The organism is Streptomyces phaeolivaceus (genome assembly GCF_009184865.1).
In the GTDB taxonomy this organism is placed as follows: Bacteria; Actinomycetota; Actinomycetes; order Streptomycetales; family Streptomycetaceae; genus Streptomyces; species Streptomyces phaeolivaceus.
Window position 1 is genome coordinate 6,914,329 of the sequence record NZ_CP045096.1, and the last position, 13,243, is coordinate 6,927,571.

Consider the following 13,243-nt stretch of genomic DNA (forward strand, 5'->3'; position numbering starts at 1 on the left):
AAGCTCCGCGACCGGCCGGGTATGGGGTTGCCCTGACCAGCGATTTCGCCTTGGCCGGTCGCGGATTTTTTTGTTGCGCCCGAGGGGGTGGGGGTGGGGGTGGAGGTGGAGGTTCGTGGGCGGGTGCGGGTTTGGTGGGGGCTGGTCGCGCAGTTCCTCGCGCCCCTGAAAAAGCGGGCTGCGCCCCTGCTTTTTCGGCCCGAAAGGGCCGTAGGCCCTTAAGGGGCGCGGGGAACTGCGCGAGAAGCCCCCACCAAACCCGCACCCGAAAGCGCACCCCTGGGGGTGGGACGGGTAGGGGCGGAGGGGGCGAAAAGGGCTGCCGGGGAGGGGAATTCGCGGGACACTCGGGACATCCGCACCGAACCCCGAAATGAGGTGAGCGGGGTGCGTACACCCGTAAGTGACCCCCTGAAGATCGGCCCGTACAAGATAGTCGGCCGCCTGGGATCGGGCGGCATGGGCTGGGTCTACCTGGGCCGCTCACCCGCCGGCCGAGAAGTCGCCGTGAAAGTCGCCCGCCCCGAACTCGCCGCCGAACCCGAGTTCCGCGAACGCTTCGCCCGCGAGGTCGCCGCCGCCCGCGTGGTCAGCGGCGCCTACACCGCCGCCGTCGTCGACGCCGACCCCACCGCCGAACTCCCGTGGCTGGCCACGATGTACGTCCCCGGCCCCTCCCTCGCGGAGGCGGTCCGCGCCGACGGCCCCCTCCCCGAGGACCAGGTCCGCCCCCTCGGCGCCGGCCTCGTCGAGGCGTTGCAGGCCATCCACGCCTCCCATGTCGTCCACCGCGACCTCAAGCCGGCGAACGTCCTGCTCGCCCAGGACGGCCCCCGCGTCATCGACTTCGGCATCTCCCGCGTCGACGGCGCCCCCGGGCTCACCCGCGTCGGGGTCGTCGTCGGCACCCCGCCGTTCATGTCGCCCGAGCAGATCCGGGGCGACCGGGTCGGGCCGACGAGCGATGTGTTCTCGCTGGGCGGGGTCCTGGTGTACGCGCTCACCGGCCGCCCACCGCACGGCAGCGGGGAGGGCGTGCGCGTGGAGGTCGTACGGGGAGAGCCCCGGCTCGACGGCGTACCGCCCGGACTGCGGTCCCTCATAGCCCGCTGTCTGGCCAAGCGGCCCGAGGCGCGGCCCCGACTCGCCGACATTCTGGCGGAGTTGGTGGGGCAGACCGTCCGGACCGAGGTGTGGCCGCCGCCGCAGGTGGCCCGGACCATCGAGGTGCGGTACGAGGAGTTGAAGGAGCGGCACCGGAACCGTACGACGAGCGAGTCCGTCCCCTCCTGTCTGCTGCTGCACGCGCAGGCGCTGCTGGACGCCGGGCTGACCGACGCCATGGTCGCGGAGGCGGTGGTCCGTGACGGCGCCTGACTCCTTCCCGGGCCGTGACTCCTTCCCGGGCCGTGATTCGTACCCGGGCCGTGATTCGTACCCGGGCCGTGATTCGTACGCGGGGCGTGACTCGTATCCGGGGGGCAACGCCGAGATCTACGACCTTGGTACGCACTGGCGGCAGTTGGTGCGGAACTGGGTCGCGCGGCGGAACTATCACACGGACCACGACACCGTGTCCGTCTCGCTGCAATTCGATCTGCAGGAGGCGGGGCGGGTGGTCACGGTGAGATTCATGACCACCAAGAAGCTTCTCGTGGCGTTCGCGACGGACGGGAATTATCTGCGGCAGGACCAGCTGGCCATTGCCGCCGCCGCGTCGAACGCGTGGAATACCGAACAATTGAACCCCATGTTGTCCGTGTGGGATGTGCGGGGGCCGCGGCCCTGTCTCGCCGGGGTCTGCGATCTGCCGCTGACGTGTCGGATCACGCAGGCGGATTTCGATGCGTTGGCCAATGATTGGGTGGAGCGGGCGCGGCAGATGTTCAGTCGCTGCCATCAGGTGTTCAAGTTGTAGAAGTGAAAAGCATACTGATCGAAAGTCGGCGTAACTCGCCGTAATTCCATCGGCGGAAATCACCAAACCCTTCCGGCCACCCTGCTGCCTGCTCCACTATTGGATGGGCTTTTTCAGGGCCGCGGGGGCGTGCCTTTCAGGCCACGGGGGGTTGGTGCGATGGGTGCGATCAGGCGTCTGCCGCTTTTGGGCGTGCTGGTGGGGCTGTTGGTCGCGTTGGTTCCGGGGGGCTCCGCCTCGGCCGAGGAGTCGTGCGAGGAGTCTCTCGCGCGATGGCTGGCGTGCTGGACGACGGACGTCGGCGAGGGCAAGCCCTACGTCGTCCTGCTCGACAAGCAGTTGTCGCTGACCGGACCCGAGGGACAGCAGGACAAGCTGCTCAAGGACGGCATGTTCAAGGACCGGTACCGGCTGGTGGTGGAGGTGCCGAAGGGCGGCCGGACGGGCGAGGGCGGTACGGCTCTGCTGGTCCTGGCCGGGGGCCGGATGGTCCACCCCGACGCCCGGATCGACCGGATTCCGCAGTGGACCGTCGACAAGCTGGAGGCCGTGGGGGCCTGCGTACCGCAGACGCTGTGCGAGCAGATCGTCGAGACGGGCGAGCGGAAGCCGCAGCTGACGGGAAGGGACCTCATCAAGGAGAAGGTCGTCGCCGACGCGTCCACCCGCCTCGCCGCCGTGGCGCCCGTCTCGAAGCGCCCGACCCCCACTCCTACCGAACCTCCTAGCGAAAGCGGCGAGCCCGGCAGCGCAGCCGAGACCGCCGGCCCCGAAGCCTCCGAATCCGGATACAGCACCGCCTCCTGGACCGCCTTCTGGATGGCTCTGCTGCTCGCCCTCCTGCTCCTCGCCTTCGTCGTGGTGATCCGGCGGTCCAGGGGCCCCGTCGCCGTGGGACATCGGGCGCCGTCCTCCGGGCGGGCGGGCGGTGGGGGCGTGCGGGGTGGACCCGCGCGTACCGCTCCGGCGCACGCGGCGCGCGGCGGCGGCGCGGGCGGCAGCGGTGGCGGCGCGGGCGGCAGCGGTGCCAACGGCGCCGGCAATGGCGGCCACGGTGGTGTCGGCGGAGGTAGGGACGCCGGTAGGGACGGTGGTGTCGGCGGAGGTGGGGACGCCGGTAGGGACGGTGGTGTCGGCGGAGGTGGGGACGAGCGGACCGCGCGGCTGCGGGTCGCGGCGGCGCCCCGGTACGGGCGGCATGTGGGTGCCCGGCCGGCGCACGCCCGGACCGCGGTCGTACGGACCGAACTCCACCCGCAGGGATACGTGGAGGTCGACCGCGTGCTGCGCCGGGCGGTCTGGGCCGAGCCGGGACGCCCACCACCCGCACCCGGCAGCCTCGTCGACGTCACCGACCCCCGGGAACGGGACTCCGACGTCCTCTACGCCTTCCCGCCGACCGCCGCCCGGCACGCGAAGGGCACCCCGCCCAGGTGACCCCGCCCAGGTGACCCCGCCCAGGTGACCCCGCCCAGGTGACCTCGCCCAGGTGACCCCGGCACCACGCACGCACACCGGCACCACCAGAAGCATCAGCAACACCAGAAGCACAGGGGGATGGACCATGCACAGCGACTACCCGCCCACGCTGCCGGCCGAGTACGCCGACATCGAGTTCGAGAACAACGCGCAGCGCATGCCGCTCGTGCTGTGTCTCGACACGTCCAGTTCCATGGCGGGCCAGCCGATCCAGACGCTCAACAACGCGCTCGCCGAATGGACCCGGGAACTCCATGACGACGTCAGCCTCAGCTACAGCGTGGAGGTCGCCCTCGTCACCTTCGGCGGCCGGGGCGTCGGCGCCTGGCGCGGGCCCCAGCTGCTGGACCCGCGCACCCGGACGAGCCCCTTCATACCCGCGCACGCGTTCCAGGCCCCGCAGCTCACGGCCGCCGGGGTCACCCTGATGACCGAGGCGCTGGAGCTGGCGATGCATATCGTCGCGGCCCGCAAGAGCGAACTGCGGGCGTCCGGACTGCAGTACTACCGGCCGCAGATCTGCCTGGTCACGGACGGACTGCCCACCGACCCGACCGGCCATCTCACCGAGTCCTGGCGCCGGTTGGTGCCCGTCCTCGCGCAGGAGCAGAGCGCCCGCCGGTTCCGGCTGTACGCGATCGGGGTCGGCGGGATCACGGACATGGGAGAGCAGGTGCTGCGGGCGTTCGCACCCAAGTTCAACGCCCGGCTGCAGGGGTTCCCGTTCCGGGAGCTGCTCCAGATGATGTCCGCCAGCGCCAACGCCGAGCAGAAGGGGGCGGGGGACGAGGTGTTCGAGAAGATCTTCAGCCAGTTCAAGACACAGCGCCCGGCCTGGGAGGCGTGAGATGACCGCCGCCCCGCCCTGGCGGATCCACGGGCTGAGCGTCGAGGGCTACCGCCACCGGCGCCAGGGCCTGCCCTGCCAGGACGCGTGCGCCGCCGCCGCGACGCCCCTGGTCGCCGTCCTCGCCGTCGCCGACGGGGCCGGCAGCCGGCCCCGCTCGGAGGAGGGAGCGCGGCTCGCGGTGCGACTGGCCTCCGACCACTTCGTACGGCGGGCCGAGGCGGCTGTGGAGGTGGGGCCGGGGGAGGCCGTGCACGAACTGCTGCGGGACGCGCTGCACGACGTGACCACGGACTTCCTCGACCGGACCGGCGCCGACGCGCAGGACTTCGCCACGACGCTCACGGTGGTGGTGCTCGCGCCCGGCTGGCTCGGGCACCTCACCGTCGGGGACGGGCTCGTCGTCGTACGGGCCGGGACGGAGGACGGGGAACGGCAGTTCCATCTGCTGCCGCAGGCCCCCGCGGCGAGCGAGTACAGCAACGAGACGGTGTTCCTGACCTCGCCGGACGTGGCGCGCTGGACCCGTACCGAGTGTGTCGCGGACGACGGGGTGGACGGGGTGCTGCTGTCCACGGACGGGCTGGCCCAGGCCATGGTCAACCGGTCGGCGGACGGCGCCCCGTCCCCGAACGCCTCGTTCGCCGACGCCGTGTTCCGCTCCCTGGACACCGCCGCCGACGACGACCGCGACTCCAACCTGGCCGCCCTGCTGCGCTCCGACCGGCTCACCGCGCTCAACGCCGACGACAAGACCCTGCTGCGCGCCGTCCGCACGGACCGGCGATGACCCTTTCGGAGGTGGACCATGAGCGGCCGGACGGTCTTTCTCGACGGCAGGCGGGTCACGCTGGCCGAACTGCCGTTGAAGGGCGGTGGACAGGCGGCCGTGTTCCCGGTGGAGGGGGACACGGGGATCGTCGTCAAGATCTACCGGGACACACCCGGGCCGGACCAGGAGCGGCGGCTGGCCCGCATGCTCACCATGTCCCCGCTGGCCGCCCGCCCCACCGACGCCAGCCAGCCGCCCGAGCTGGCCTGGCCCACCGCGATCGCCCGGAGCGCCGACGGCGAGTTCCTCGGCTACGCGATGCGTCGCTTCGGGGAACCCCAACACGTCCAGCTGGTCGGCCTGTTCACCCGCGTCCAGCGCCTCAAGCTCTTCCCGGACCGGGCCGACTGGCGGTTCCTGCTCGGCGTCGCCTGGAACCTCGCCTTCATGACGGCCCGGATGCACTACGACAACCTCGTCATCGGCGACTTCTCCAGCAGCAACGTCGTCGTCGACGCCAACGGCTTCGTCACCTTCCTCGACTGCGACTCCATCGCCTTCACCGACCCGGTCACCGGTGAGCTCTTCCCGTGCCTGATGCACACCACCGACTACTCGTCCCCCGAGCGCCAGACGGGCGGCCCCGCGACCCGGCAGAGCGACGACTTCGCCCTCGCCGTCCTCGTCTACCAGCTGCTCACCGCCGGCAACCATCCCTTCGGCGGGGTGCCGCACGAGAGCGCGTCCGAGTCGACCGTCAAGGACAACATCGCCGCGAGCTGCAGTTACGTCGTCCGTCCCGAGCGGGTCACCATCCCGCGCGGCACGATCGACCCGTCCGTGCTGCCGACCGTGATCCTCACGCTCGCGAAGGCGGCGTTCGGGGCGGGTGTGCGGGACCCCGACGCCCGGCCGCGGGCCGAGGCGTGGCTGCGGGCGCTCGACAAGGAACGGGGGGAGGTGCGGGCGTGCACGGTGCGACCGCTGCACACGTACGGGTCGCATCTGCCGACGTGTCCCTGGTGCACGCGGGCCGCGGTCACCGGGCACGACGTGTTCAACGGGCCCCGGGCCACGTCGGTGCCTGCACCTCCGGTGGTTCCGCCGGATCAGCCGGGGTCTCCGTACGCGGCGTTGAAGGTGTTGGCGGTGGTGGTGGGAGTGGTGGTGCTGATCGTGATTCTGGCGAGTGTGGGGTGAGGGGGTTCGTTGTCGGGTGCGGGTGCGGGTGCGGGTGCGGGTGCGGGTGCGTGGGGCTTCTCGCGCAGTTCCCCGCGCCCCTGAAAAGCCGGGGCTGCGCCCCACGCTTTTCAACCCGCCCGGCCGTCGTCTTCCAGGCCCGCGGGGCCTGGTCTTTTAGGGGCGCGGGGAACTGCGCGAGAAGCCCCACGCCCCACGCCCCACGCCCCACGCACCCGCACCCGCACCCGCACCCGGCAGACGAACCCCCCTCACCCCGACCGGTCCTCCAAGTACCGCGTGTGGGACTCCTGGCGGCGGGCCTCCGCGTCCCGCAGCGCTGCCGCCACACCACTCAACTCCTCCTGCAAAAGCCCGAGTTGGCGTTCGAGGTGGCGCTCCGGCGGGTCCGTGCCGGGGGTCAGCCGGGTCCACCAGCGCGTACGGACGAACGTGTCGACCGCCTCGGGGACGTCCTGACGGACGGCCCGGGAGAGGGCGTGGACGCCCTCGGGGTCGCGGACCAGGACCTCGGCGACCCAGCCGGGGTCGAGGAGGGCCGTGAGCAGTTCGGTCAGCTCGGTGAGCCGGCCGGCCACGGCGGGCGGCAGCTCGACACCCGCCAGGTACTCCCGAAGCGTCCCGAAGTCACCGCGCAGCTCGTCCAGTTGGGCGGACGGGTCCGGGAAGTCCGGCACCGGCGGACGCTCCGGCGGAGCGATCAGCGCGCCCGCGCCGTACAGCCCGACGACCACGACCGGCCAGTACGCTCCCGCCACACCCGCGAAGGTCAACCCGAGCCCGGCGACCCCGAGGGCGCTGCCGGTGAGGTTCTTCCGGGACTCGATGTACGCCATGAAGCGACTGGTGCCCTTGGCCTTGCTCGTGCCCTTGGATCTACTGGTAGCCACGGATCTCCTCGAAGGCGCCGTCCAGTGAGCCCTGTCGGGCGTCGAAGAGACGGCCGCCGGTCAGGTCGGCGATGTGCTCCAGCTCGCCCTTGTCGGAGTCGCCGAAGAGGATCGGGAAGACGGGGATCCGCTGCTCGGCGGCGGGCAGCCGGCCGTAGAACGCGTCGAAGTCGGCAGGGCTCGCACCCTCCGTGTTCTCGCCGTCCGTCATCAGCACGATCGAGGTGAAGGTGTCCCGGTCGGCGCCGCCGAGGTGCTCGTACGCCTTCTGCAGCGAGGTGTAGATGGCGGTGTCGCCGCTCGCGGACAGTTCCTCGGTGTCGGCGCGGATGCCGTCGAGCCCGGTCCGCGGGTCGTCGGGCTGGACGACATGCGTCCGTACGCTCTTCACGGTCGACCCGAACGGCATCAGCGTGACCTCCTCGCGGTCCCGGAAGTCGCCGGTCAGCTCGGTGAGGGAGGACTTCAGCCGGGCGAGCCGGTCGCCCTCCATCGAGCCCGAGGTGTCCAGGACGTATACGGTCCGCGACGGGCGGCGCAGCTCGTTCTCGTACGCGTCGAGCAGTCCGTCGGCGACGGAACGGGTGCCGGGGAAGGGGAGTTCACGGCGGCGCGTGGTGTCGAGGCCGGCCGCGGGCGGCACGGAGGCGACGACCGGGCGGCGCAGCGTCTTCTCGGTGATCAGCCGCTGGATGTCCGGGGTGCGCAGCGCCTCGCCGAGCCGGCGGACGTCGTCGCGGACCTCCTTGCTCGTCGACGCCAGTGAGGAGAGCGGATAGTCGGCGGTGACGACGCCGTCGCGCGGCCGGATCACCGTCAGCCCCTTCTTCCCCTTCAGCACCGACTCGTAGTTGAGCAGCGCGTCGACGTCTCCGCGCCGGTCGTACGCCGCCGCCAGCCAGCCCGACGACCCCGAGGTCAGCTTCTGCCCGGCGAAGAACTCCTTCAGCCGGGGAGTCGCCCGCGCCACATCCGCGTCCGTGAGCGCGGACTGGGCCTGGGACAGCCCCGACGCGACCGAGACGAGCGTGGAGAAACCGGAGTTGGAGCGGGACGGGTCGGTCATGCCGTAGGTCAGCTTCCCGTCCGCCACGGCCCGCTCGATGTCGGACCAGGTGACGGTCTCCGGCTTCCAGCCCAGCTTCCGCACGGTCTCGTTCCGTACGCCGATCGCGACCGGGCTGGACATCACCGGCGTCTCCGACACGACCTCCTTGGCCGCGTCGGGGCGGAGCCGCAGATAGTCGTTGGAGGACAGCCACACCGCGTCGTACGAGCCCTTCGTCCGCCACTCGGTGAGCAGGTCCACCGCGTCCAGCGTGCCCATGTAGGTGGGCCGCACCTTGATCCCGGTGTCCTTCTCCACCTGTTCCAACACCGGCTTCATATCGGCGAGTTCACTGGAGGCGAGGACCCGGAGCGTGCCGGGGATGTACTTGGTCGCCTCGGCCGGATCGGGCGACGACCCCTGGTCCGCGGCGGTGCAGGCGGTGGCCAACAGCGCGGCCACGGCTGTCAGGGCGATCCCCACCGTCGTACGTACTCTCATGCGAGGCCACCCCCTTCCAGCGCTCCCTGGTTCCGGCTCCTCTCCAAGTACCGTGTGGCGCTCTGGAGTTCGGAGGTCAGGGACTCGACGGTCGCGGCCATGGTCTCGGTGGCCCGCACCTTGTAGGTGTCGATGGCGTCGAGGGTGCGGTAGATCTGCTGGAAGGCCGAGCGGAGCGTCTCCGCGCCGACCGCCGGGTCGGCGGCGATGCGCTGGATCTCGCCGCTCTGGGTGGAGAGCATCTCCGCGTTGCCCCGGATCAGATCCTCGGTCGTCCCGCGCAACGCGTTGACCTGGTCGACGACCTTCTTCTGGTTGTCGAGGGCGGAGGCCAGCATCACGGAGATGCGCAGCGCCGAGACCGTGGTCGTGGCGGCCCGGTCGACGCCCTTGATCAGCTCCTCGTTGTTGCGCCGTACGACGTCCATGGCCAGGTATCCCTGGGCGCAGACGGCCAGTTGGGTGAGCAGGTCCTGGTGCTTCTGCCGGACGGGGAAGAGCACGTCGGCGCGCAGGGTGTCGCCCCGCTGAGGGTCGGTCCCGCCGAGACCGTCGTCGTACGTCCGGATGTGGGCCTCGACGGCCGTGTCCAGGGACTCCGTCAGGACGACGTACTCCTGGAGCTTGCCCATGGTCTCCCACAGCCGGACCCGCTCGGTCTGCAACGCGGCGTTGTCGCGTCGCAGTTCGTCCTGCCCGCCGCGCAGGGAGCCCACGATCTTGTTCAACGTGCCTTGCGCGGAGGCGTACTTGGCGACGTGGTCGCGCAGCTTGTTGCCGCCCGGCAGCCGGGACAGGAACCTGCGGCCCTTGCTCGCCGGCAGATCACGCGGGTCCAAGTCCTCGACCACCCGCCGGAGTTCGACGAGCGAGCCCGCGACCTGCGACTGCGCGTCCCCGCCCTTGCCCGGCAGACTGCGCACGGTCCGCTCCAGCATCCGGTTGGACTGCGCGGCGGCGGTCCGCATCTCGCCCGCGCCGAGCGAGGTGATCTCCCCGACCCGGCCCGCGAACTCCGGGGAGCGGGCGTCGAGGGCGGCGAGCCCCCGTACGTACTCCTCGGCCTTGCGGGCCATGTCCGTCCGCACGGACTCCTCGACCGGCACCAGCCCGCCCGCCTTCTCCCGGGGCACGGCCGCGACCGGCTCGGGAGGGGTGAGCGTGAAGGCGCCGTCGCCCCCACCGCTGCCGCCGCCCCCACCGCTGTTGTCGCCACTACCGCTGTTGTCGATGTTCTCGATGCTCATGTGTCGTGTTCCCCCGTCGTCCTACTGGCCCCGGGCGCGGCGCGCCATCTCGTGCAGCACCTCGGAGGTGGGCACGGGCGCCTGCCGGACGGTCAGCCTCTGCATGAGGTAGGTGGTGTGGTCGGCGGTCGCCGAGGTGAACTCGGTGGCCGCGCCCTGCGGCCGGAAGCCGTGCCGGGCGGCCAGTTCGCGCAACGTCGGGTCGGTGGAGAGGAGTTCGCCGAGCGCACGGCCCTCCTCGGTGACCGGGACGACGGTGTGGTCGCTGAAGACGGTGGTGTCCGGGTAGAGGACGACCAGGTCGTCGATGCTCTGGCCCTCCGTGAGCAGCGCGGCGACCTGCGACTCGTAGACCAGTACGAGCGGATTGCCGACCCCGCTGACGAAGTCGCGGAAGGCCGCGTCGGTGCTGGGCTGCTGGGCGCCCTGGACACTGATCAGTTCGTGCATCAGCGGCGCGGTCCTGTCCAGATCCGTCTTGCTCGCGACCACCCGGCCGCCGTTGGCGACGTTGGAGGTGGCGGCGAGGTAGAGCGCGCCCGAGTTGGAGGTGGTCGGGTCGGTGGTGGCGATGTAGAGGAGCCCCATCAACTCCCCGTACTTCTCCGCCCCCTTGAGGTCCTGCCACGTCCGGCCGGCCTCGGCGGCCTTGAGATACGCGCCCATGTCGAGGACGCCCCGGTTCTTGTCGAGCGTGGCGAGCCCGCTCTGCCGCAGCACCTCGGCGGCGCCTCGGTGGGCGACCACGACGAGCGGCGAGTAGAAGGGGCGGGGGAGCGGCTCGCGCACGTTGTACTTCGCGGCCAGCTCGTCGGCGGGTGCCTTGCTGGACGGGAACGCGAAGTCGTACCCCCGCAGGTCCAGGCCGTCCATGGCCCAGGATCCCGATGTCTCCGTCTTCACGGTGTAGCCCTTGGCGGCCAGGGCCTTCACCACCTTCGGGTCGGCGAAGAACTCCGCCTTCTCCGACCCGATCACGCCTCGCACGGTCTTCGTTGCCGTGCCCGTGTCCCCGGTTTCCCGGCCTGCCACGACGGCTGCCACCACGCCGCCGATCAGCAGGACCGCGAGGACGATTCCTGCGATTCGTCTCACACGGGGAGAGTGCTCCCGGAACCCAACGTTCCGTACGGGGCCGCGTGAACCGCCGGTGAACGGGTGGTCCCGGATCGCAACGGACGTCCGGTGCGCAAGAGCGCGATTTCGGCTGACGGCCCGGTGGGGCTTCCCGCGCGGTTCCCCGCGCCCCTGAAGGCAACGGCCCCTGCGGGCCGAAAAGCACCGGGCGCAGCCCGTGATTTTCAGGGGCGCGGGGAACCGCGCGAGCGACCACGACGCGCTCGCGGTCGCCCGATCACCGTCATCCCCGAGCTGTCAGGCGCTCAGCTGTCAGGCGCTCAACGGCACACCCGCGTGCGCGTCCATCCGCTCGGCCGCCAGGATCGCGGACGCCGTGTCCGCCCGGGACGCGGCGACGACGAGCGCGCGCCCGGCGAGCGTGTGCGCCCGCCGGTGCAGACCGGCGATGTCGTCCGCGCCGGAGGCGCCCCCGTCGGAGACGGAGACGGAGACGGACCGTACGGGAGCCGGTCCGCCCCGCAGCCACGCCACCCGCGCGGCCAGCGCCTCCGCGGCCATGTCGAGGTCGGCGGAGGGGGACAGCGCGCGGAGTTCGTCGGTGGCGGCCAGCAGCGCCGCCAGATGGCCCGCGAGCTGGATGTCCAGCTCTTCCTCGCGCGAGCGGTGAGGGAAATCGGAGGAGGTCGTGCCGGCCATCGTGTGGACCGACTTGGTGCGGATCGGCTCGTACATGAGATGGCCTCCAAGCACTCTCGGAAGGCCAGCCTATCTTAGAATCCGTCTAAAGTTGAGCGAGGTCCGAACGCTACGCTTGCCCGTATCCATCCAGGAAGTTCCCGATCCGGGTGATCGCGGACCGTAGATCGCCCACGGTCGGCAGGGTGACGACCCGGAAGTGATCGGGCTCGGCCCAGTTGAACCCGGTGCCCTGGACGACCATGATCTTCTCCTGCCGGAGCAGATCGAGGACCATCCGACGGTCGTCCTTGATCTTGAACACGTTCGGATCGAGGCGCGGGAAGAGATACAGCGCCCCCTTCGGCTTCACGCACGAGACGCCCGGGATCTGCGTGAGCAGCTCGTACGCGACGTCCCGCTGTTCCTTCAGCCGCCCACCCGGCAGCACCAGCTCGTTGATCGTCTGGCGCCCGCTGAGCGCGGCGACCACCCCGTGCTGCCCCGGCATGTTCGCGCACAGCCGCATGTTCGCGAGGATCGTCAGGCCCTCGATATAGGAGTCGGCGTGCGCGCGCGGCCCGGAGATCGCGACCCAGCCCACCCGGTAGCCGGCCACCCGGTACGCCTTGGACATGCCGTTGAAGGTGAGGGTCAGCAGATCGGGGGCGACCGAGGCGGTCGGGGTGTGGGTGGCGCCGTCGTAGAGGATCTTGTCGTAGATCTCGTCCGAGCAGACCAGCAGATTGTGGCGGCGCGCGATGTCCGTCAGACCGCGCAGCATCGCCTCGTCGTACACCGCGCCCGTGGGGTTGTTCGGGTTGATGATGACGATCGCCTTGGTGCGGTCGGTGACCTTCCGCTCGACGTCCGCGAGGTCGGGCATCCAGTCGGACTGCTCGTCGCAGCGGTAGTGGACGGCGGTGCCGCCGGACAGGGAGACGGCCGCGGTCCACAGGGGGTAGTCCGGGGACGGTACGAGCACCTCGTCGCCGTCGTCGAGCAGGCCCTGCATGGCCATGACGATCAGCTCGGAGACGCCGTTGCCGATGAAGACGTGCTCGACGTCCGTCTCGATGCCGAGGGTCTGGTTGTGCATGACCACCGCGCGGCGGGCGGCCAGCAGGCCCTTCGCGTCGCCGTAGCCATGGGCGCTGGAGACGTTCCGGAGGATGTCCTCCAGGATCTCGGGCGGGCACTCGAAGCCGAACGCCGCCGGGTTGCCGGTGTTGAGCTTGAGGATGCGGTGCCCGGCCGCCTCCAGGCGCATCGCCTCCTCAAGAACCGGGCCCCGGATCTCGTAACAGACGTTGGCGAGCTTGGTCGACTGGATCACCTGCATGTCCGTGAGCTTACGGCCCGGTAACGCGTTCCGGGTCGTGTTTTCCGCCACGTGGGGTGACCTCTATACCCCGAATTGCCTCTCCGTCCCCCGATCTCCCGCTCCCTGGCCGAAGATCGCGCGGCCGGAACCAACTCCTTGCTCGTCCTGCGCATCGCCTTCACAATGCGCATGACAAACTGCGGGCCGGAAGATCTTCTGCCACGCACGAAGTCACCCCCGCAGCACCGATGCGGCAACCCAT

The 13,243-nt window shown here is 70.8% G+C and carries 12 protein-coding genes; 6 read left to right on the plus strand and 6 right to left on the minus strand.

Going from position 1 to position 13,243, the window contains the following annotated elements; all coding sequences use genetic code 11:
* Window positions 1–387 precede the first annotated feature (387 nt).
* From F9278_RS32065 to F9278_RS32090, 6 genes are all read left to right on the plus strand, one after another.
* Window positions 388–1,377, plus strand: coding sequence for a serine/threonine-protein kinase (locus tag F9278_RS32065; protein WP_152171412.1), 990 nt, complete (start codon window positions 388–390; stop codon window positions 1,375–1,377).
* Between the two features lie 196 nt (window positions 1,378–1,573).
* A complete protein-coding gene (locus F9278_RS47555) occupies window positions 1,574–1,918 on the plus strand; it encodes a hypothetical protein (protein ID WP_226967050.1) in 345 nt (114 codons plus the stop codon).
* Between the two features lie 159 nt (window positions 1,919–2,077).
* Window positions 2,078–3,355 carry a hypothetical protein gene (locus F9278_RS32075; RefSeq protein WP_152171413.1) on the plus strand — a complete coding sequence of 426 codons (1,278 nt, stop codon included), beginning with the start codon at window positions 2,078–2,080 and terminating at the stop codon, window positions 3,353–3,355.
* Between the two features lie 127 nt (window positions 3,356–3,482).
* Window positions 3,483–4,244 (plus strand): vWA domain-containing protein, encoded by a 762-nt coding sequence (locus F9278_RS32080; protein WP_152171414.1) that lies wholly within the window; start codon window positions 3,483–3,485, stop codon window positions 4,242–4,244.
* A gap of 1 nt (window position 4,245) precedes the next feature.
* Window positions 4,246–5,034, plus strand: coding sequence for a PP2C family serine/threonine-protein phosphatase (locus F9278_RS32085; protein ID WP_152171415.1), 789 nt, complete (start codon window positions 4,246–4,248; stop codon window positions 5,032–5,034).
* A gap of 18 nt (window positions 5,035–5,052) precedes the next feature.
* Entirely contained in the window at window positions 5,053–6,216 is a 1,164-nt protein-coding gene (locus F9278_RS32090) for a hypothetical protein (RefSeq protein ID WP_152171416.1), read from the plus strand.
* 251 nt (window positions 6,217–6,467) lie between these two features.
* Here the strand turns inward: F9278_RS32090 and F9278_RS32095 are convergent, their stop codons facing one another.
* The 6 genes from F9278_RS32095 to F9278_RS32120 form a co-directional block, all read right to left on the minus strand.
* Window positions 6,468–7,052 (minus strand): hypothetical protein, encoded by a 585-nt coding sequence (locus F9278_RS32095; RefSeq protein WP_152174257.1) that lies wholly within the window; start codon window positions 7,050–7,052, stop codon window positions 6,468–6,470.
* Between the two features lie 40 nt (window positions 7,053–7,092).
* The gene (locus F9278_RS32100) at window positions 7,093–8,655 is read right to left on the minus strand and encodes a substrate-binding and vWA domain-containing protein (protein ID WP_152171417.1); all 1,563 of its coding nucleotides are present in this window, start codon (window positions 8,653–8,655) and stop codon (window positions 7,093–7,095) included.
* The gene (locus tag F9278_RS32105) at window positions 8,652–9,902 is read right to left on the minus strand and encodes a toxic anion resistance protein (RefSeq protein ID WP_226967051.1); all 1,251 of its coding nucleotides are present in this window, start codon (window positions 9,900–9,902) and stop codon (window positions 8,652–8,654) included. Before F9278_RS32105 ends, F9278_RS32100 begins: the two co-directional genes overlap by 4 nt.
* Before the next feature lie 21 nt (window positions 9,903–9,923).
* Window positions 9,924–10,997 carry a substrate-binding domain-containing protein gene (locus tag F9278_RS32110; protein ID WP_152171418.1) on the minus strand — a complete coding sequence of 358 codons (1,074 nt, stop codon included), beginning with the start codon at window positions 10,995–10,997 and terminating at the stop codon, window positions 9,924–9,926.
* 294 nt (window positions 10,998–11,291) lie between these two features.
* The gene (locus F9278_RS32115; protein ID WP_152171419.1) at window positions 11,292–11,714 is read right to left on the minus strand and encodes an SCO4983 family protein; all 423 of its coding nucleotides are present in this window, start codon (window positions 11,712–11,714) and stop codon (window positions 11,292–11,294) included.
* A 73-nt stretch (window positions 11,715–11,787) separates the two neighbouring features.
* Window positions 11,788–12,999: a pyridoxal phosphate-dependent aminotransferase gene (locus tag F9278_RS32120; RefSeq protein WP_152171420.1), complete on the minus strand. Its 1,212-nt coding sequence runs from the start codon at window positions 12,997–12,999 to the stop codon at window positions 11,788–11,790.
* Window positions 13,000–13,243: the final 244 nt, after the last annotated feature.

What these genes read in the sequence shown, in the direction of transcription:
- F9278_RS32075 (WP_152171413.1), top strand. Translation starts at nt 2,078, where the DNA reads ATGGGTGCGATCAGGCGTCTGCCGCTTTTGGGCGTGCTGGTGGGGCTG.
- F9278_RS32080 (WP_152171414.1), top strand. Translation starts at nt 3,483, where the DNA reads ATGCACAGCGACTACCCGCCCACGCTGCCGGCCGAGTACGCCGACATC.
- F9278_RS32085 (WP_152171415.1), top strand. Translation starts at nt 4,246, where the DNA reads ATGACCGCCGCCCCGCCCTGGCGGATCCACGGGCTGAGCGTCGAGGGC.
- F9278_RS32090 (WP_152171416.1), top strand. Translation starts at nt 5,053, where the DNA reads ATGAGCGGCCGGACGGTCTTTCTCGACGGCAGGCGGGTCACGCTGGCC.
- F9278_RS32095 (WP_152174257.1), bottom strand. Translation starts at nt 7,052, where the DNA reads ATGGCGTACATCGAGTCCCGGAAGAACCTCACCGGCAGCGCCCTCGGG.
- F9278_RS32100 (WP_152171417.1), bottom strand. Translation starts at nt 8,655, where the DNA reads ATGAGAGTACGTACGACGGTGGGGATCGCCCTGACAGCCGTGGCCGCG.
- F9278_RS32105 (WP_226967051.1), bottom strand. Translation starts at nt 9,902, where the DNA reads ATGAGCATCGAGAACATCGACAACAGCGGTAGTGGCGACAACAGCGGT.
- F9278_RS32115 (WP_152171419.1), bottom strand. Translation starts at nt 11,714, where the DNA reads ATGTACGAGCCGATCCGCACCAAGTCGGTCCACACGATGGCCGGCACG.
- F9278_RS32120 (WP_152171420.1), bottom strand. Translation starts at nt 12,999, where the DNA reads ATGCAGGTGATCCAGTCGACCAAGCTCGCCAACGTCTGTTACGAGATC.